Source organism: Saccharothrix longispora (assembly GCF_030852425.1).
Lineage (GTDB): Bacteria > Actinomycetota > Actinomycetes > Mycobacteriales > Pseudonocardiaceae > Actinosynnema > Actinosynnema longispora.
This window is the reverse complement of the sequence record NZ_NSDM01000015.1, coordinates 68324-86717: the sequence shown is the minus strand read 5'-3', so window position 1 is coordinate 86717 and position 18394 is coordinate 68324. Positions and strand designations below refer to the sequence as shown.

The following is an 18394-nucleotide window of genomic DNA, read 5'->3' as shown; positions in this document are numbered from 1 at the left end:
GCGCGGTCGCGCCGGCCGTCCACCCGGTTCCGGTCGGAGTAGCGTGGGAAGGACTCGCGCAGTCGACACTGGAGTCCTTGCCGATGACGGTGCTCTGGGGTGTTTCGTTCGACGCGACCCCGCTGTCCGGTGTGGTGGTCGAGTTCCTGAAGACCGCCCGCCGCCTGAGGGGCGGCAACCGCTACCGCGTCCACCTCGACCTCGGCTACGACATCAAGGCCGACAAGAACGCGTTCTTCCGCCCCTACCGCGACGAGGCCGCGCTCCTCCCGGACTGGGTCGTCCTGGACCGGGTCGCCGGTCTGGAGGACGTGCCCGGGTACGACCGCGCGTTCGTCGAACGGGTGCTGACCGAGGTGGTGCAGAACGACGACCCGGCACTGCTGGAGCAGGTCGGCCGGATCGCCGCCGACATCGCCGACCGCATCGAGGAGACCTGGGAACGCCTCGGCGTGACCCTCGTCGTCGTCGAGAACGGCACGCTGCCGGAGAACATCACCTACACCAGGGCGCTCTACCGGGCGATCGAGCGCTACGGCGCCCGCCACCGGCTCGGCCGGTTCGTCCTGTGGCGCGACCACGACCTGATGTGGCAGAGCGAACCCGGCGCCGCCAAGTACGGGCGGTTCCCGTACCCGGCGACGCCCGCGCCCCGGAACTCGCCGCACGTCCACTACTTCGCGTTGCACGAGCAGGCCAGGGCCCGCACCCTGGAGTGGGTGCCCGACCTGGCGCACATCGACGTCCTGCCCAACACGTTCACCTGCCGCACCGCCGAGGTGGACGGGCACAACGCCGCGTTCCGGCGCGACCACGGCATCCCCGTGAACGCCGCGCTGCTGGCCCGGATCACCCGGATCATCCCGCAGAAGCGCGTCGACCGGGACGTCCACCTGCTGGCGATGCTGGCCGACCGGCTCGACGCCTACCTGTTCGTCGCGGGCGACGTGGACGAGGCGCCGGGGGAGCACGCCCGGTTGGTCGAGCTGGCGTCCCGACTGGGGGTGCGCGAGCGCGTCGTGTTCGGCGGGTGGCTGACCCCGTACGACACGCGGCTGGAGGGGCGCTACTCGGTCCGCGACCTGCTCGCGCACGCCGACCTGGTGACCTTCCTGACCTCCTACGACTACGAGAGCTACGGAAACCCGATCAGCGAGGCCGTCGCCTCCGGTACGCCCTACGCCACCAGCCGGTACGAGCTGTACGACGCCGTGTACGGCGACCGCGGCTTCCGGGCGCCGGTGCTGGACGTCCGCGTCCACGACCTGCCGACGCGCGCGTTCGCCGACGAGGTGGCGGAGCTGATCACGAACGAGGGGAAGCGAGCGGAAGTGGTCGAGTCCAACCGGGAAGCGGGGGAGGCGCTGTTCGGCGAGGAGGTCGCGGCCGGCCTGCTCGACCGCCTCTACCCACCGCCGATGAAGCCCCGCGCGCGGATGAGCGTCGTGCTGCCGGTCTACAACGAGGCCGCCGACCTCGACGAGGTGCTGCGCACGCTGCACGACCAGCGCGACGGCGACGGCCCGCTGGACAAGGACCTCTACGAGGTGGTGCTGGTCGACAACAACTCGACCGACGGCACCGTCGCCATCGCCCGCGCGTTCGCCGCCGCGCACCCCGACCTGGCCGTGCACGTGATCCACGAGCCCGAGCAGGGCGTGTCGTGCGCCCGCCGCGCCGGCATGGAGTTCGCGGCCGCGCGCAGCCGCAACCGGCCCGGGACCGACGTCGGGGAGCGCTTCTACCTGGTCTCCGCCGACGCCGACTGCCGCGTGGACCCGCACTGGCTCGCCGAGCTGCTCGCCGCGATGGAGACCTCCAAGGCCGCCATCGCCGTGTGCGACTACTACTACGACCCCGACCACTTCACCGGCCGCCCGCGGCTGTGGGACGCGATCCAGCGGACCCTGCGGTGCCGCGCCGTGACGTTCTCCCTGTTCGGGGGCTTCCCCGACGGCAAGGGGTTCGCCGTGGACCGCGACGCCTACGAGCGGGTCGGCGGCATCGAGGTCTTCTACCAGCTCCAGGACGGGGAGTTCGTCAACCACCTGTCCGACGACTGGGACTTCGGGATCAAGGTGGCGAACGCGGGCGGCCCCGTCACCTACGCGCCGCGCTCCCGGGTGGAGATCAACCCGCGGCGCATCGACCACGCGATCGACGAGGTCGTCACCGGCCGCGCGTACGGGTCGGACGGCATCATCGTCATGCGCGACATCCGCCCGCATCCGCCCGCCACCGCCGGCGACGACCTGACCGAGGAGCAGGCACGGCTGGCGTGGGACTTCTCCATCAAGGACTTCACGCCCAAGAACACGATCCTGCCGGTGCTGCTCACACCGTCGCTGCTGGAGGACGAGCCGGTCGTCGCGTTCTTCGGACCCGACCTCGCCGAGCGCCTCGGCCGGCGCATCGCCGAGATCCGCGACGAGATGCGCGTGACCGACTTCGCGCCGATCCACTCGTACAAGACGCCGTCGTACCGCCTCTACCTGGAGTTCGCGGACGACATCTTCGCCCGGCTGCGGCTGCACGTCGGAGAGGACATCGGGTTCCCGCCGCCGCTGCCGCCGTGCTTCCGGGACGTGCCGCCCGAGCGGTTCACCGAGTTCGTCCGCTACTACTGCGAGGACCGGGAATCGGGCGAGGCGCACAACTACTTCGGCAACGGAGGGGTGTTCTGATGACGCTGACCTACGAGCAGGCCGTCGACTCCCTGCACGTGCTCGACCCCGCCTGGCCGCGCCCCGCGGTGCTCGACGCCCTGGGCGCCCCGGGGAACCGGCACCTGCTGGACTACGTCAAGGAGGACCCGTTCGGGGCGCACGTGTTCCCCGGGGACATGCCCGGCCACGCGCCCGAGGCGTTCCTCGCCGACCTCGACGCGCAGCTGCCGACCAGCGGCCCGATCCACCTGTGGTCCTACATCCCCACCTGCGCCTACCGGTGCCGGTTCTGCCAGTACCCGGTGGTCGTGGTCAAGGGCGGCCCGGAGGTCACCCGCGAGCGGGCGGCGCACTGGGTGGACCTCAACATCGCCGAGGCCCGGCTGTGGCTGGCCGCCGTGCCGAACCTGGCGCGCGCCGAGGTCGGCGAGTTCAACGTCTTCGGGGGCACCCCGTCGATGCTGCCCGAGCCGGAGATCCGCCGCCTGCTGGACTTCTACCGCGAGAACTTCGGCTTCACCGCGGCGTCGACGATCCGCTTCGAGGGCGACCCGAGCACGTTCACGCCGTCGAAGCTGGAGCTGCTGCGCGAGCTGGGCTGCACCAAGCTCTCCAGCGGCGTGCAGTCGTTCGACGACCACGTGCTGCGCGAGTGCGGTCGCGAGCACACGGCCGACATGTGCCTGGACTTCGTGCGCAACGCTAAGGCGACCGGGTTCGACTGGGTGAGCATCGACCTGATGTACGGCCTGCTGGACCAGACCCTCGACAGCGTCCGCCGCGATCTGGACGTGGTGCTGGAGAACGAGGTGCCCGCCGTGGTGTGCACCAAGCTGCACCTGGCGTCCTACGCGGACTCGCGCACCGGCGTGACGGGGGAGAAGCCCGCCGCGTGGCAGCTCCCGGAGTACCGCGACCGGCTGGTCCGCAAGGGGCACCGCTGGCCCACGCTCGGCGAGCAGTACCAGATGCGGGAGGTGCTGACCGACGGCCTGCGCGGCTGCGGCTACACCGAGCACCCGACGATGTACTTCGCCCGCGACGGCCTCGGGCCGGAGAAGTGGAAGTCCATCATGGTCGACCAGGACCGGCAGGAGCCGGAGGTGGCGATCGGGCTGGGCGGCAGTTCCAGCTGCCGCGCCTCCGAGGCCATCACGGACGTGAACTCGAAGCGGTACGCCGAGACCGTCGCCGCGGGCCGCATCCCGCTGGGCTCCGCGACCCGCTTCACGCCGGAGGGGCAGGAGTCGCGCGCCGTGAAGATGGCCCTGTCCACCCTCCAGCCGCTCGACGACGCCGTGCACGAACGCCGCTTCCCCGGCCGCTCGCTGTTCGCCGAACCGTGGCTCACCCGCTTCCGCTCGCTGGAGGCGCGCGGCCTGGTCCGGCTGGACGAGGCCGCGCGCACCGTCGCGCTCACCCGGGACGGGGAAGTGCTGGTCGAGGCGATCATCAACACCGAGTGGTAACGGTGAAGAATGCGGGACCACGAATTCCCGGCCGGTGCCCGAGTCGAAATCGGACGTACTTCCGAAAGGGGAATCGAGCCGAGGTGGAGGCGTTCCCGTGGCGAGGCGGATTTACCGGATCAGATGTGGTCGATGAAGAGCAGGTCGGTCGGCTGGTGGATGACACAACCGTCCGGGTCTTCCTGGCCCGGGTGGCGGTGGCACACCATGGTGCGCCAGTAGAGGACGCCCCACGTGTCGGGCCGCCCCACGTTCTTGAGGTTGTTCCACCCCTCTTCGGGCATGGGGTACTGGCCGGACGACTTCGTGAAGTTCTTGTACGACCCCCGCGCCGTGTCGGCGTCGTACGGCCACGAGGTGCTCGCGTTGCGGAGGGTCTCGTCGTTGAGCGCCGCCTCCGACGTCGCCCAGACGCCCAGGACCTCCAGGTCGATGGCCTGACCGGCGGCGATGGGGACCAGCCTCTTGGTGGTCGGGTGGTAGCACATGAGCCGGATGTTCAGCACCGGCGGGGCGTCGCTGCTGGTCACCTGGAGCGGCCCGGATGCGCTGGACACGGGCATGTACCCGGACTCGCAGGGGTTCTCGGGGGTGGCGGCGAGGCGGCTCGCCTCCTGGGCGTGCGCGGCGGTGGCGGACGACGCCACGGCGACCGCGGCCAGGACGGCGAGCAGGATTCTCTTGACGATCACTTCGGCCTTCTCTGTTCAAGGATTCCGAACGGGGTCGCCAAGAAACGCCCGCTGTCGTCGGGAAGCGAATTGCTCATCTCCCCGAGAAAGCGGGCACGTCACCGGTCCCCCCGTATTGCATTCACCACGGAACCAGAGCCGAGTCTTCGTCGCAATAGCCCGAACGGCCACGGCGGGTCGGCCGGAAGTCGGCAGTGAACGATTTCGGGCGGAACGTACCGGGTCGCCAGGGAAACGTCCACGTGATTTCCGCGGCGCGCGCTGTGGTCTAGGGCACGATCGAGTCCACGTAACCGCCGTCCACCCGCACCGCCGCGCCCGTGGTCGCCGAGGCCAGGGGAGACGCCAGGTAGGTGCAGAGGTTCGCGATCTCCTCCGGTTCGATCAGCCGCCCCAGCAGGGACTGCGGGCGGTGCAGGCGCATGAACTCGCGCTGCGCCTCGTCCCACGGCAACGACCTGTCGACCAACTGGTAGACGAAGTCCTCCACGCCGCCGGTGTGGGTGGGGCCGGCCAGCACGCAGTTCACCGTGACGCCGCTCGCCTTCGCCTCCTTGGCGAAGCCCCGTGAGACCGCCAGCAGCGCGGTCTTCGACATGCCGTAGTGGACCATCTCCGCCGGGATGACGACGGCCGAGTCGCTGGCGATGTACTGGACGCGGCCCCAGCCCCGGTCGCGCATGCCGGGCAGGAACGTGCGGGTCAGGCGGACGGCGGCCAGGACGTTGACCTCGAAGTAGCGCCGCCACTCGTCGTCGCTGATCTCCAGGACGGGTTGCGCGCCGAAGATGCCCACGTTGTTCACCAGCACGTCCACCTCGGGGAGCGCCGACGCCAGCGCCTCGGCCCCCTCGGCCGTGGACACGTCCGCCGGGGCGGCGACCAGGTCGGCGCCGGGGGCGGCGGACCGGATGCGCGCCACGGCCTCCTCCACGGCGTCCGGCTTGCGGCCGTTGACCGCCACCCGTGCGCCCGCGCGGGCGAGGCCCGTCGCGATGGCCTCGCCGATGCCCTGCGTCGAACCCGTGACCAGCGCCGTCTTCCCGCTCAGATCGAGGTGCACGGGTCCATGATCGCGCGAACGGCGCAATGCCGCCACGCGCCCCGGAATCGAGGCCCATCACCGGCCCGGTGGTCGTTCCCTTGAATCCGACCGGAGGTGACTCCCTGATGACCGGGTACGTATCGCTACCGCACCCGCTGTTCCCGGTCCGCTACGGCCTGGCGGAACCGGTGCAGAAGTAGTGCTCGCCCGGGAATGACGAACTGTCCGAACTGCTGCCCCCGTTGCGGATCTCCCAGACGAGGACCTTCGCCGAGTTGAAGAAGCGGCCGTACACGGGCAACCTGTTGTCGTACGAGTTGACCCCGGTGAGGTTGAAATCGGAGAGGAGCCAGCACCAGTTCTGCCGCTGGGTCCGGAACCTCATGTTGACGAATCCCGTGCTCGCGTACAGGCACACCCAGGTGGCCGTGCACGGGTCGGCGGCGGTTGTCACGGGCGAGGCCGACGAACCGGCGGTCGTGTCGTCGGTGCGCGTCGGTGCGGACTGCGCCGCGACGGGGGACACCAGCACGAACGCGGCGACGAGCCCCAAGGTGGCGATCAGCGTCTTGAGCGGCTTCACAATGCTGTCTGCCTTTCGTCGGCCCGTCCGCGTCGGGTGCCCGGCGCACTCCGGACGATTCGACATTCCGCCCGCGGGCGGCTCGGTGTGCGCCCGTACCTCTCTGCGGAGAAGCGATCACGCCTCGCGGCGGGGGTTCGACCGACGCTACCACCGGCCGAGTCGAAGCCCATGTCTCTTCAACCGTTCGCAGTAGTGTTCGACATTTTCCGGAATCGCCTGGAATGTGAATGGATGTCTCGTCGGTGGGTGTCGAACCGCTCACCCCACAAGGTGACGAATTCTCGTCCGGTACCGCTCGCGGGGTACTGCTGTCGAGGATCGAGTCGAGTGCGTCGTGGCGTCGGGACAACGGGCCCGCGAGCGGAACGGGAATCCGCCAGGATCGCGACAAGGTGCCGCGGAAGCACTCCTCCGCGGACTCGTCGCGACGCCCGCGCCCCCGACGCCCGGCACCCGCGCGGAAGGCGTGACGGCCTGGTCGTCCGTCGACCACGCGGCGACGGGGCAGCGCCGTCGGAAGGTCCTACGAGTACAGACCGCCCAGGAATTCGACGAGGAGGCGTTCGCGCAGGCGGGGCGGGGCGGCGGCGAGCAGGGTGTTCACCGTGGCCATGCGGTCCGGCAACCCGGCGTCGCCGGCCATGCCCGCGGCGGCGAGCAGCCCGCCGAACTCGTCCGGGGTCAGGGTGTCGGGGTCGAGGGAGCCGATGAAGGCGACGATCTCCGGCGCGACCCGCACCGGACCGGCCGCGACGGCGGCGGAGACCGAGTCGCTCAGGTCGGACAGCAACTCGTCCTCGTGGCCCGCGTTGGCCGCCGTCACGGTGAGGTGCAGGTTGGCGGGGGAGGCGCCGAACGCGAACTGGGGCTGCACGTACCAGTTCCGCGCCTTCATCTCGTCGGCCACGGTGAACACGTCGAAGTCGTCGCGGGACGCGGTGACCGCGAGCAGGGTGGACGTCGGCTCGCCCAGCACGCGCAGGCCGTCGATCTTCTCCACGCCCTCCCGCAGCACGCGGGCGCTCGACAGGGCGGCCGCGGCCAGCGACCGGTACCCGTCGTCACCGACGTGCGTCAGCACCGCCCACGCCGCCGCCAGCGGACCACCGGAACGAGTGGACTGCGTCGTCGAGTTCAACATCGTGTAACCGGGCCACGCCGCGCTCGCGAAGTACTGCGACCGCCGCAGACCGGCCGACGCGTGCAGCAGCACGGACGTCCCCTTCGGCGCGTACGCGTACTTGTGCAGGTCCACCGACAGGCTCGTCACCCCCGGCACGGACAGGTCGAACGGCTCCACGTCCGGCGCGAACGGCAGCACCCACCCGCCGATGCACGCGTCCACGTGGCAGCGGGCGCCGGCAGCCGACGCGATGCCGGCGATCTCGGCCACCGGGTCCACCACGCCGTGCGCGTACGACGGCGCGCTCGCCACCACCAGCACCGTCGAGTCGTCCACGGCGGCCGCCATCGCCGACGGCACCGCGCGGTAGGTCGCCGGGTCCACCGGCACCGACACGACCCGCAGCCCGAAGTAGTGCGCGGCCTTGTGGAACGCCGCGTGCGCCGTCTCCGGCAGCACGATCGACGGTTCCCGCACGTCGGGCCGGGCGTCGCGGGCCGCCACGACCGCCAGCAGGCAGGACTCGGTGCCGCCGGAGGTCACCGTGCCGACCGTCGCGTCGGTGCCGCCCAGCAGTCGGGCGGCGGTGCGCACCACGTCGTTCTCCAGCCGCAGCAGGCTCGGGAACGCCGTGGGGTCGAGCCCGTTCACCGACGAGGCCAGCGCGTGCGCGGAGGCCGCCAACTCGTCCAGGCCGGGCACCGCGCTGTCGTAGACGTAGGCCAGCGTGCGCCCGCCGTGGGTGGGCAGGTCGCCCGCCCGCAACGCGCGCAGCCGGGCCAGGACGGACTCCGCCGACGTCATACCGGCCTCTCCTCGCGCAACAGGGGTAGGGCCGCGACCGCCAGCACGGCGGGGATCGCGGTGAAACCGAGCAGCGCGGCGGTCACCGCGCCGGAGGGTTGCGCGGCCGAGCCGTCGGTGCTCGCGACGTACCCGCCGAGGGCCAGCACCAGCCCGTACACGCCCGGCCCGAGCGCCATGCCCAGGGTCTCGCCGGCCGTCCAGACACCGGAGAACAACCCGGCCCTGGTCGTGCCGACGCGCCGCTCCTCGGCGGTGATGACGTCGGGCAGCATGGCCAGCGGGAACACCTGCATGCCCGCGTACCCGACGCCGACCACGGCCATCAGCCCGAGCACCGCGCCGACCGGCAGCACCCGCGAGGGCAGCAGACCGAGCACGGCGACCGCGAACAGCAGCGACGCCGCCACCAGCCCCACCCGCTTGCCCCACCGCGCGCCCACCCGCTGCCACAGCGGCATGACCAGCAGGGCCGGTCCGACGAACCCGGCGAACAGCAGCGTCTGCAACGACCGGTCGCCCAGCACGAGCCGCGCGAAGTAGTCGACCCCCGCGAGCATCGTGCCCAGCCCGACCGCCTGCACCACGAACACCGCCAGGAGCAGCCGGAACGGCCGCGAACCGCGCACCGCCGCCACCAGCTCCCGGAACGACGCCGCCGAGGCGACCCGCCGGGACGCGGGAGCACCGCGCGTGCCCAGGTACGTCGCGACGGTGCCGAGCACCATCAGCGCCGCCACCGACGCGCCCATGCCGGGGTAGCCGATCAGGTCGCGCACGGCGGGCGCGCCCGCGCCGCTGACCAGGATCGCCAGCGCCAGGAACGCCATCCGCCACGCCATCAGCCGGGTGCGCTCGTCGTAGTCCTCGGTGATCTCGGCGGCCATCGCCACGTACGGCACCTGGAAGAACGCGTACGCCGTCGCGCACAGCAGGAACACCAGCGCCACGTACACCGCCGCGCCCGCGCCCGTGAACGGCCCGGCGAACAGCAGCGCGAACAGCACCGCCGTGGCCAGCCCGCCGCGCAGCAGGAACGGCCGCCGCACGCCCGCCGCGTCGCTGATCCGACCGGCGACGGGGTTGAACAGCACGTCCCACGCCTTCGGTACCAGCACGAGCAGCCCCGCGACGGCGGCGGGCACGGCGAGGCCGTCGGTCAGGTAGGGCAGCAGGAGCAACCCGGGCACGGTGCCGAACGCGCCGGTCACGAAGGACCCGGTCGCGTAGCCCACCCGGACGCCGCCGGTGACGCCGCTGCTCTGCCGCATAGGCGGAAGATCTTCGCATTCGACGGCCGTGGAAGCGAGCACCACTTCGGGAGCCCGGACGGCGGGCCGCCTCTCGCGCCGGGCCGTCACCCGACCGGTGTGCCGACCGGACCCCGCTACCCTGGAACCGGCTCCGGAGGTGCGCATGTCGGACAACCACGTCGGCCGTCGACTCCGCGAGGTGCGCTCCTGGCGACGGCTGTCGCTGACCGCCGTCGCCGGGCTTGCCGGGATCACCCCGGCCTACCTGTCGATGATCGAGCGCGGCCTTCGGCCGGTGACCAAGCGAGCCGTGCTGGAAGCACTCGCCGACGCCCTCCAGGTCGCCCCCACCGAGCTGACGGGCTCCCCGTTCCCGCCCACCGATGCCGCCGATGCCGAGGCGCACGCCGCGATCCGCGAGATCGAGACCGTGCTGTCCGCCGTCGACCTCGGTGTGGACCCCGGTGTCGCGCCCGTCCCGTGGCCGGACCTGCGCGACCGCGTCGTCCACCTGAACACCGTGCTGCGACCGGAAGCCGACTACGCGGCGCAAGGACGCGTGGTGCCGGACCTGCTGCTCCGGCTGCACACCGCGTACGTGCGCCACCCCGCCCACCGCCGGGACGTGCTGGTGGGCCTGTTGCACACCTACCACGCCGCGGCCGTGCTCACGAAGAACCTGGGCGTGCGGGGGTTGCCCGTGCTCGCGGCCCGCTTGGCGCAGCAGTGCGCGGAGGAGTTGGACTCGCCGGAATGGCTGGGGTTCTCCGTGTGGCTGCGCGGCAGCGTGGCCGGGGCGCAGGGGCGCGCCCACCAACTCGCCGCGTCGGTGCGCGGCATCGACCGCCTGTCCAGGGCCGACGGGTCGAACGTCCGCCAAGCCGTCGGGATGCTCCACTTGAACGCCGCCCTGGCCGCAGCCTCGATGGGCGACGGCGGCACTGCCCGCACCCACTTGGACGAGGCCGCCGCACTCGCGGAACACCTGCCGGAGCAGCGGGAGAACTTCGCGTTCCTCCACTTCGGCCGCCCCAACGTCGGCGTGTGGCGGATCTCCCTGGCGACCGAGTTGGGTGAGGGCGGGAAGGTGGTCGAGCTGGCTCGCCGCGTGAACCCCGACGAGCTGCCCGCCAAGGCACGGCGCGCGACGTACTGGACGGACCTGGGGCGGTCTCTGCTCACGGAGCGCGCCGGCACCGATGGGGGAATCCGGGCGCTCGTCACCGCGGAGTCCATCGCACCGCAGCTCGTGCGCAACAACGTGTTCGTCCGCGAGGCCGTCGCGGACCTGCTGCGTCGTGCTCGACGCGATGCGGCAGGCCGAGAGCTGCGCGGTCTCGCGTGGCGGGTGGGCGTCGCACCTGTCGGGTGAACTCGCGCATCCGTTAACAAGCAGTTAAGTCCGACCGGACAGGCGCTCCTACGTTCTCGCGCGTGGCAGTCATCCGTCCAGTGGGAGGTCGAGTCGTACATGAGGACTGACGTCGGCGTGCGCAACGTGGTGCGCGTGCGCATCGAGTCGAACAGCACGATCAGGCACGAGGTGGTCGCCGGGGAGGTGCGGTTCGAGTTCGCGGGCGGGGCGACCGAGTTGACCTTCACCGAGGAAGCCCTCGGGAAGTTCGCCGGGGAGGTGGACGAGGCGCTGGCCGACATCGCGGCCGCGCGAGGCCGGACCGGCAGCACCCGGGCAGCGAGCACCCTGCGGGCCACGGGGAGCTGACACCGGACCCGGTCTCCCCGGCCCGCTCGGCGGCAGCGGGCCGGGGAGGGGTGATCAGCTCGCGGGCACCGTGTCCACGTGCGCGACACCCGACGAGCGGTAGCCGGCGACGCGCGACTGCACCTGCGCCGGGCTCAGCACCTGGTCCTTCGCGAAGTACACGTAGTCCACGTGCTGCTGGTACGCGCGGTCACCGGGGGCGCCGGCCAGGCCGCCCGCGATGAACCACAGGTTGAAGTTGATCGACATCGGCGTCTCCGGGTAGTACTTGTCGCCGTGGTCGGCGACCTGGACCCCGTCGATGAAGTACTTCACCCGGCCGTTCGCGACCTGGAAGACCAGGTCGTGCCAGCCCACGTAGCTCTGCCGCTGCTCGCTGTGGATGTTGTCCGCGAGCCACGGCTCGTTGCGGTAGGTCTCCCACGTCGTCTCGTACATGATGTTCGCGGGTTCGCCCCAGCCGCCGTTGGGCAGGTACTCGAAGTCGATCTCGCCGTAGTTCGGGTCGAGGTCGCTGTCGAGCGGCGTGATGGTGAAGAACGTCTGCACCACGTGGTCGCCGTCCGGCCCGTAGACCGGGGTGTCGGAGAACTTCACCCGGGCCGCGTACGTGCCCTCGAAGAACTTCCGCTGGTGGTACAGCTCGGTCTGCCGCGCCGTCGAGCCGTTGTTGGACGACTCCAGGCGCATCGACTTCTGCCCGTCCACGGTCGGGAACGTCACCTGCGACGGTTCCCAGGTCGCGGGCACGCCCGGGCCGCCACCGCCGGAGCGGACGGTCCAGCCGCGCTGCGCGATCCGCGAGTCGGACGACGAGGCGTAGTCGAAGTCGTCGAACAGCGCCGGACCGTTCGGGTTCGGCGGGTTCGTCGTCGTGGTCGTCGTGGTGGTGGTCGACGAACCACCCGGCGGGGTGCCGTACAGCAGGGTGCCGCCGCGGTGCACGGTGACGCGCGACCACGGCGAGTAGGAGCTCGACGCGCGGAACGAGTAGTCGTCGGTCTGCGTGATCCGGCCCCAGTTGCTCCGGTAGAACCGCAGCTGGAGGTCGCCGGAGTCGGCGCCCGGTGCGAGCGAGCCCGCGCCGGGGGTGAAGCCGACCTCCAGGTACCGGTCGGCCGCGCCGCCGGTGAGGGTGCCGAACGTGCCGGTCACGTTGCCGCAGCCGCGCACGGCCCACGAGCAGGCGAAGCGGTAGCCCACGTCGGGCGTCTCGCTCGTGAAGTAGTAGCGGACCTTGAGGTCGGCCAGCGGCACGGTGGTCGACCCGGAGTTGACCAGCTTGAGCCACGGCTCGACCTGGTCGGTGGTGTTCGCGGACGCGCTGGTCCGGTATTGGGCGGTGACCACGTCGGCGGCCATCGCGGTGGGCGCGGTCACCAGGGCGGCGACCGCCACGGCGGCCGAGCCCACGGCGGCGATAACGCGTGCGGACAAGGTTGTTCTCCTCGTGTCAGCAGGGTGGGACAGGGGAGCGGGCTTCGTCCTGGGTGCTGGCCTCCTCTCGGGCGGTCGGCGGCCGACGGGTGTCCAGGGGGCGGTGCGGCACGGCGAGCGCCGTCAGGCGGCTCCCGTGCTCGCGCATCCGGTCGGTGAAGTCGGTCCACGAGGGGCGCTGCGTCCACAGCGCGTCGGCCAGCGCCGCGAGCCGCGGGAACGCCAGGCGCTCCAGGTCGTGCGGGGTCGGCGCGTACTCCGTCCACAGGGCGCACTGCGCGCCGAGCACCCCGGTGGGCAGCGGCAGGTGGTAGACGTCGTGCGCGGTGACCACCAGGCCGGGCTGCCCGGCGGGCTCGTCGGGGTCGGAGGTCTGCGGGTAGTCGAGGTAGGTCGAGCGGTGCGGCGCCATCACCACGTCGTGGCCCCCGTCCAGGGCGGAGCGGGCGTCGTCGGCGTCGCGCCACGGCATGACCACCACGCGCGGGTCGCCGATCCGCTCCCACGACACCGGCACCCGACCGCGCTCCACGAGGTGGTCGGCCATGGCCCGCAGGAACCAGCCGTGCAGCTCGTGCGGCCCGGCCAGGCCCTCGCGCGCGACCCGCTCCGCCGCGCCGGCGCCGCTCTCCCACTCGGTGGTGGGGCACTCGTCGCCGCCCAGGTGCACGTGCCGGCCGGGGAACACCTCCAGCACCTCGTCGAGCACGTCGCGGCAGAACTCCAGCGTCGCGTCGCCCACGCCGAAGACCGCGTCGCTCACGCCCCAGCGGGTCCACACCGGCAGCCGGCGGCCCGGGTCGTTGCCCAGGTGCGGGTAGGCGGCGAGCGCGGCGCGGGCGTGACCGGGCATCTCGATCTCCGGCACGACCCGCACGCCGCGCTCCGCGGCGTAGGCGACCAGCCCCGCCAGCTCGGACCGCGTGTACGCGCCGCCGTGCGGCACGCCGTCGCCCGCCGTCTCGGCCCGCCTGCCGCCGACCTCGGTCAGCAGCGGGTAGCGCGGCACGGGCATCCGCCAGCCCTGGTCGTCGGTGAGGTGCAGGTGCAGGACGTTGAGCTTGTGCAGCGCCAGCAGGTCGACGAACCGGCGCAGCACCGGCGCCGGCTGGAAGTGCCGCGCCACGTCCAGCAGCACGCCCCGCCACGGCAGCCGGGGCGTGTCCCGCACGTCGACACCCGGCAGCGCCCACTCCACCCCGGACGCCGGGCGCGACCCCAGCGCCTGCGCCGGCAGGAGCTGCCGGATGGTCTGCACGCCGTGCGCGAGGCCCTGCCGGGTGGCCGCGCGCAGCACCACGGCGTGCTCGTTCACGGTCAGCGCGTAGCCCTCGTCGCCGAGCCCGACGAGCCGCTCGTCGAGCGCGAACACGACCCGCCCGTCCTCGTGCAGCGGCAGCGGCAGGCCGGTCGCGGGCCGCAGCAGGTGGCGCAGCAGCCGGGCCGCGCCCTCCGCGCCGGGCGTGGCGCGGATCGCGGTGTCCTCGTCGAGCGCGAACCGGCCGTGCCTGCGGACCAGCCGCGTCGGGCGTGGGACGATCACGAGCGGAACCCCCTGGTTGGTCAGCCCTTGACCGCGCCACCGGTGATACCGGTGGTGACGCGGCCCTGGAGCACGAGGAACACCAGCAGCACCGGGAGCATGAACAGCGTCGAGGCTGCCATGGTGGCGCCCCAGTCGGTGCCGAAGGTGTTGCTGAACGAGGACAGCCAGACCGGCAGCGTGCGGTCGTCCTGGTCCTTGATGATCAGCACGTTGGCGAAGGCGAACTCGTTCCAGGCGGTGATGAACCCGAACAGCGAGGTCGCCAGCAGGCCCGGCGCGAGCAGCGGGAACACCACCCGCCGGAACGCCTGCGCCCGCGAGCAGCCGTCCACCAGGGCGGCCTCCTCCAGGTCCACCGGGATGGCGGCGAGGAACCCGCGCAGCGTCACGATCGTGAACGGCAGCGTGATCATGAAGTAGACGAGCGTGAGCATCCAGAGCGTGTCGAGCATCCCGGTGTCGCGGGCGATGACGTAGACCGGGATGAGCAGCGCCTCCCACGGCGTCATCTGGGCGACGAACACCATGAGGATGAACCCGCGCCGCCCCTTCCACCGCAGCCGCGCCACCGCGAACGCCGCCAGCAGGGCCACCACGAGCGACAGCAGCACCGCCCCGCCCGCCACGAGCAGGCTGTTGCGCCAGAACGACCAGAAGCCGCGCGCCGCCACCGCCGTGCCGAAGTGCTCGAACGTGAGGGACAGCGGCAGGAACGTCGGCGTCGCCGCCTGGATGTCCTTGGCGGGTTTGAACGCGGTCAGCACCATCCAGTACACCGGGAACACCGACACCGCGAACACGACCAGCGCGGCGACGGTCCGCAGCACCCGCCCGGTCACGACACCCCCTCCTGCCGGTAGAGCTGCCGGAAGTAGGCCAGCAGGGCGAGCACCAGCAGCACGACCATGAGCATCGACACCGCCGCGCCGAGGTCGTAGCGCTGCAACGACTGCGCCACCTGGAAGGCGTACACCGGCAGCGTCGTCGTGGCCTGCCCCGGACCGCCCTGGCTGATGACCCAGATCTGCACGAACGCCTTGGCGACCCAGATCACCTCCAGGCACGTGATGAGCCCGAACATGGCCCGCAGCACCGGGAACGTGATCCTGGTGAACACCCGCCACGCGCCCGCCCCGTCCATCCGGGCGGCCTCGTACAGCTCGGACGGGACGGTCACCATCGCGGCGTACAGCGACAGCGCGGCGAACGGCACCGACTGCCACACGATCAGCACCACCAGGATCGCGAACGTCGCGGGGCCGTCGGCGAACCACGTGTAGTCGCGGTACGACTCGAAGCCCAGCTCCACCAGCACCCAGTTCACGACGCCCAGTCGGGACTGGAACAGCCACTGGAACACCGTGGTCGCGGCGATCACCGGGGTGGCCCACACCAGCACGAGCCCGGACATCACCAGCAGCCGCAGCCACCGGCCCAGCCGCACCAGCAGCAGCGCCACCAGCGTGGACAGCAGCATGATCAGCACGACGTTGACCGCGGTGAACAGCAGCGTGCGCCGCACGACGGCCCAGAACTCGGGGTCGGACAGCACCTTCGCGTAGTTCGCGAGGCCCGTGAACCGCGCGTCGCCGCGCACCAGCTGCGGCAGGCCGAACTCCTGAACGGACATCACCACGTTGCGCGCCAACGGGTACAGCAGCAGGTACGCGGTGGCCGCCAGGGTCGGCGAGATCAGCAGGTAGGGCCACCAGGACCGGCGGCGGCGCGGGGGAGGGGTGGTGCGCGGCCGGTCGTCCACCGGCCGCGCCAACGTCGCGGTCACGTCCCGGAGTTGAGCGCCTGGGTGATCACCTGGTCCGCCTCGGCCGCCGCGGTGGCCGGGTCGGCGCCGGTCAGCACCTCCGTCAGGAACTCCTTGATCGGGTTGCGCGCCTCGACGGCCGCCCAGTTCGGCGAGTTCGGCGTGGCGTGCCCGTTGACCGCGCCCGCCGCCATCGCCGCCGCGCCCGGGTCGTCGCCGACCGCGCTCGCCAGGCTCGTCCGGTTCGGCACGTAGTTCATCGCCTTGGCCAGCTCGACCTGCCACTTCTCCCCGGCCAGCGCCTTGACCACCTCGTACGCGCCCTCCTGGCGGGGCGAGGCGAGCGGGATGATCAGGTCGGAGCCGCCGGTGAACACCGCCCCGGGCTCGTCGGCGGTCTTGCCGGGGATGGGGAAGAAGCCGAGCTTGCCCGCCAGTGCCGGGTTGGCCTTCTCCACGAGCTTCGCCGCGCCGGGCACCGCGATGAACTGCGCGACCTGCCCGGCCGCCACCACGTCGGTCTGCTGCGGCTTGGCCTCGTCGGAGTCCTTGGGGCCGTCGCCCAGCGCCTGGAGCCGCCGGTAGAAGTCCGCGCCGGCCAGCGCCTCCGGCGTGTTCAGCGAACCGGCCCACCGGTCGCCGGACTTCCGGGCCAGGTCGCCGCCCTCGTCCCAGACGAACCCGGACAGCACGTACCAGTTCTGGCCGGGCAGGTAGATGCCCTGCACGTCGCCCTCGTCGAGCCGGTCGGTCGCGGCCAGCCACTCGTCGCGGGTCCTGGGCGGCGTCACGCCCGCGGCCTCGAACAGGTCCTTGCGGTAGACGACCACGCGGTTGGCGGCGTACCAGGGGACGCCGAACTGCTTGCCGTCCACCGCGCCCGGCTCGGCCAGGCCGGGGATCCAGTCGTCACCGCCCAGTTCGGTTTTCTTCGCCGACAGGTCGGCCACGCCGTCGCTGGCCGCGTACTGGGCGACCTGGGTGTTGCCGACCTCGATCACGTCGGGCGGGTCGGTGCTGGCCAGCGCGCTGGTCACCTTCTGCGTGATCCCGTTCCACTCCTGGACCTGGAGGTCCAGGTCCAGGTCGGGGTGGTCGCGCTCGAACTCGGCCTCGAACCGGCTCGCGAAGTCCTCGGTGGTCGAGTCCTTCATCAGCCAGACGGTGATCTCCTGCTTCCCACCGGCGTCGCCGGCGTCGGTTCCGCAGGCGGCCAGGGCTAGTCCCAACGCGAGGACCACGGCGACGGGGCGGTGCGACACGTCTCACCTCTCAGCTGACCAATTGGTAACCTCCGGTGGAGCGTGTCGAAGATGGCATAGACCAATGTGTCCGTCAACACCCACGTCACAGCCGTGAGAGCGCTCTCGATCCTTGTGAAGTGGTCACTGACCACTGGTCTGACATACTGGCCCGGCGACGCGGCAGAACGAAGCGAGGCGGCATGGCCGAACCGATCCTCAAGCGTGAACGGGTGCGCGACTACCTGCTGGAGCTGATCGAGACGCACCCGCCGGGCGCGCCCATCCCCGCCGAACGCGTCCTGTGCGCGCGGTTGTCCGTCTCCCGGCCGACGCTGCGCTCCGCGGTCGACGAGCTGGTCAACACCGGCCTGCTCGTCCGCCAGCACGGCCGGGGCACGTTCGTCGCGCCCGCCAAGATCACCCAGGAGCTGGTCTCCGGTGACCGCGCCATGACGCTGCCGCAGGCGGGCGGCGCGTGGACCAGCCGCGTCCTGGAGCACGCCAGGGTCCCGGCCGGCGCGCGGGTGGGCCGCAAGCTGCGCGTGTCACCGGCCGCCGAGGTCAACTACACCGCCCGGCTGCGCCTGGTCGACGGCCAGCCCATGGCGATCGAGTACCTGCACGTGCCGGTCGCCGTCGCACCCGGCCTCACCCAGGAGGACATGGAATCCGGCAACTTCTACGACCGGCTGTCCGACCACGGCGTGCACGTCAGCGACGCCGTGCAGTCCATCGAGCCGACCGTCACCAACGACTCGGAGGCCGAGCTGCTCGGCGTGCCCGTCTTCGCGCCGGCCCTGCTGTTCGAACGCCTCACCAACGACACCGCCGGCCGCCCCGTGGAGTACGTGCACTCGCTCTACCGGGGCGACCGCTACCGCATCGTCTCCCGCCTCTCGCTGGGCCGCACCGCCCCCGGCGACCGGGCCGACCACTACCCGGGCATCCCGCCGGGCTCCGCCACGACGGTCCGCTCGGCCACCACGGGGGACGTCCAGTAGTCCGCCGACATGACCCCCACGGGGGTGTGCCGGCCGCGGCGCC

At 71.8% G+C, this 18394-nt stretch carries 15 protein-coding genes; 5 read left to right on the top strand and 10 right to left on the bottom strand.

Annotated elements, in window-relative coordinates; all coding sequences use genetic code 11:
* Positions 1-83: 83 nt before the first annotated feature.
* A complete protein-coding gene (locus CKY47_RS30085) occupies positions 84-2684 on the top strand; it encodes a glycosyltransferase (RefSeq protein ID WP_306749698.1) in 2601 nt (866 codons plus the stop codon).
* The gene (locus CKY47_RS30080) at positions 2684-4135 is read left to right on the top strand and encodes a radical SAM protein (protein ID WP_306749697.1); all 1452 of its coding nucleotides are present in this window, start codon (positions 2684-2686) and stop codon (positions 4133-4135) included. Before CKY47_RS30085 ends, CKY47_RS30080 begins: the two co-directional genes overlap by 1 nt.
* A gap of 119 nt (positions 4136-4254) precedes the next feature.
* Here the strand turns inward: CKY47_RS30080 and CKY47_RS30075 are convergent, their stop codons facing one another.
* From CKY47_RS30075 to CKY47_RS30055, 5 genes are all read right to left on the bottom strand, one after another.
* Positions 4255-4827 carry a hypothetical protein gene (locus CKY47_RS30075; protein WP_306749696.1) on the bottom strand — a complete coding sequence of 191 codons (573 nt, stop codon included), beginning with the start codon at positions 4825-4827 and terminating at the stop codon, positions 4255-4257.
* Positions 4828-5095: 268 nt separating this feature from the next.
* The gene (locus CKY47_RS30070; RefSeq protein ID WP_306749695.1) at positions 5096-5890 is read right to left on the bottom strand and encodes an SDR family NAD(P)-dependent oxidoreductase; all 795 of its coding nucleotides are present in this window, start codon (positions 5888-5890) and stop codon (positions 5096-5098) included.
* A 151-nt stretch (positions 5891-6041) separates the two neighbouring features.
* Positions 6042-6455: a hypothetical protein gene (locus tag CKY47_RS30065; protein WP_306749694.1), complete on the bottom strand. Its 414-nt coding sequence runs from the start codon at positions 6453-6455 to the stop codon at positions 6042-6044.
* 526 nt (positions 6456-6981) lie between these two features.
* Positions 6982-8385, bottom strand: a complete 1404-nt coding sequence (locus tag CKY47_RS30060) for a pyridoxal phosphate-dependent decarboxylase family protein (protein WP_306749693.1) — start codon at positions 8383-8385, stop codon at positions 6982-6984.
* The gene (locus CKY47_RS30055; RefSeq protein ID WP_306749692.1) at positions 8382-9656 is read right to left on the bottom strand and encodes an MFS transporter; all 1275 of its coding nucleotides are present in this window, start codon (positions 9654-9656) and stop codon (positions 8382-8384) included. Before CKY47_RS30055 ends, CKY47_RS30060 begins: the two co-directional genes overlap by 4 nt.
* A gap of 145 nt (positions 9657-9801) precedes the next feature.
* On the opposite strand from CKY47_RS30055, the gene CKY47_RS30050 reads away from it, so the two are divergent.
* The gene (locus CKY47_RS30050; RefSeq protein WP_306749691.1) at positions 9802-11010 is read left to right on the top strand and encodes a helix-turn-helix domain-containing protein; all 1209 of its coding nucleotides are present in this window, start codon (positions 9802-9804) and stop codon (positions 11008-11010) included.
* Between the two features lie 99 nt (positions 11011-11109).
* Complete coding sequence (locus CKY47_RS30045) at positions 11110-11361, top strand: hypothetical protein (protein WP_306749690.1); 252 nt, start codon at positions 11110-11112, stop codon at positions 11359-11361.
* Between the two features lie 54 nt (positions 11362-11415).
* Here CKY47_RS30045 and CKY47_RS30040 read toward each other — a convergent pair whose 3' ends face one another.
* The 5 genes from CKY47_RS30040 to CKY47_RS30020 are packed head-to-tail and all read right to left on the bottom strand — an operon-like array spanning position 11416 to position 17368.
* Positions 11416-12798, bottom strand: a complete 1383-nt coding sequence (locus tag CKY47_RS30040) for a cellulose binding domain-containing protein (protein ID WP_306749689.1) — start codon at positions 12796-12798, stop codon at positions 11416-11418.
* Between the two features lie 16 nt (positions 12799-12814).
* A complete protein-coding gene (locus tag CKY47_RS30035) occupies positions 12815-14341 on the bottom strand; it encodes a beta-N-acetylhexosaminidase (protein ID WP_306749688.1) in 1527 nt (508 codons plus the stop codon).
* 20 nt (positions 14342-14361) lie between these two features.
* Positions 14362-15183, bottom strand: a complete 822-nt coding sequence (locus tag CKY47_RS30030; RefSeq protein ID WP_306749687.1) for a carbohydrate ABC transporter permease — start codon at positions 15181-15183, stop codon at positions 14362-14364.
* Entirely contained in the window at positions 15180-16127 is a 948-nt protein-coding gene (locus CKY47_RS30025) for a carbohydrate ABC transporter permease (RefSeq protein ID WP_306749686.1), read from the bottom strand. Before CKY47_RS30025 ends, CKY47_RS30030 begins: the two co-directional genes overlap by 4 nt.
* Positions 16124-17368, bottom strand: coding sequence for an extracellular solute-binding protein (locus CKY47_RS30020; RefSeq protein ID WP_306749685.1), 1245 nt, complete (start codon positions 17366-17368; stop codon positions 16124-16126). Before CKY47_RS30020 ends, CKY47_RS30025 begins: the two co-directional genes overlap by 4 nt.
* A gap of 182 nt (positions 17369-17550) precedes the next feature.
* Between CKY47_RS30020 and CKY47_RS30015 the strand changes: the two genes are divergently transcribed.
* The gene (locus tag CKY47_RS30015) at positions 17551-18351 is read left to right on the top strand and encodes a GntR family transcriptional regulator (protein ID WP_306749684.1); all 801 of its coding nucleotides are present in this window, start codon (positions 17551-17553) and stop codon (positions 18349-18351) included.
* Positions 18352-18394: the final 43 nt, after the last annotated feature.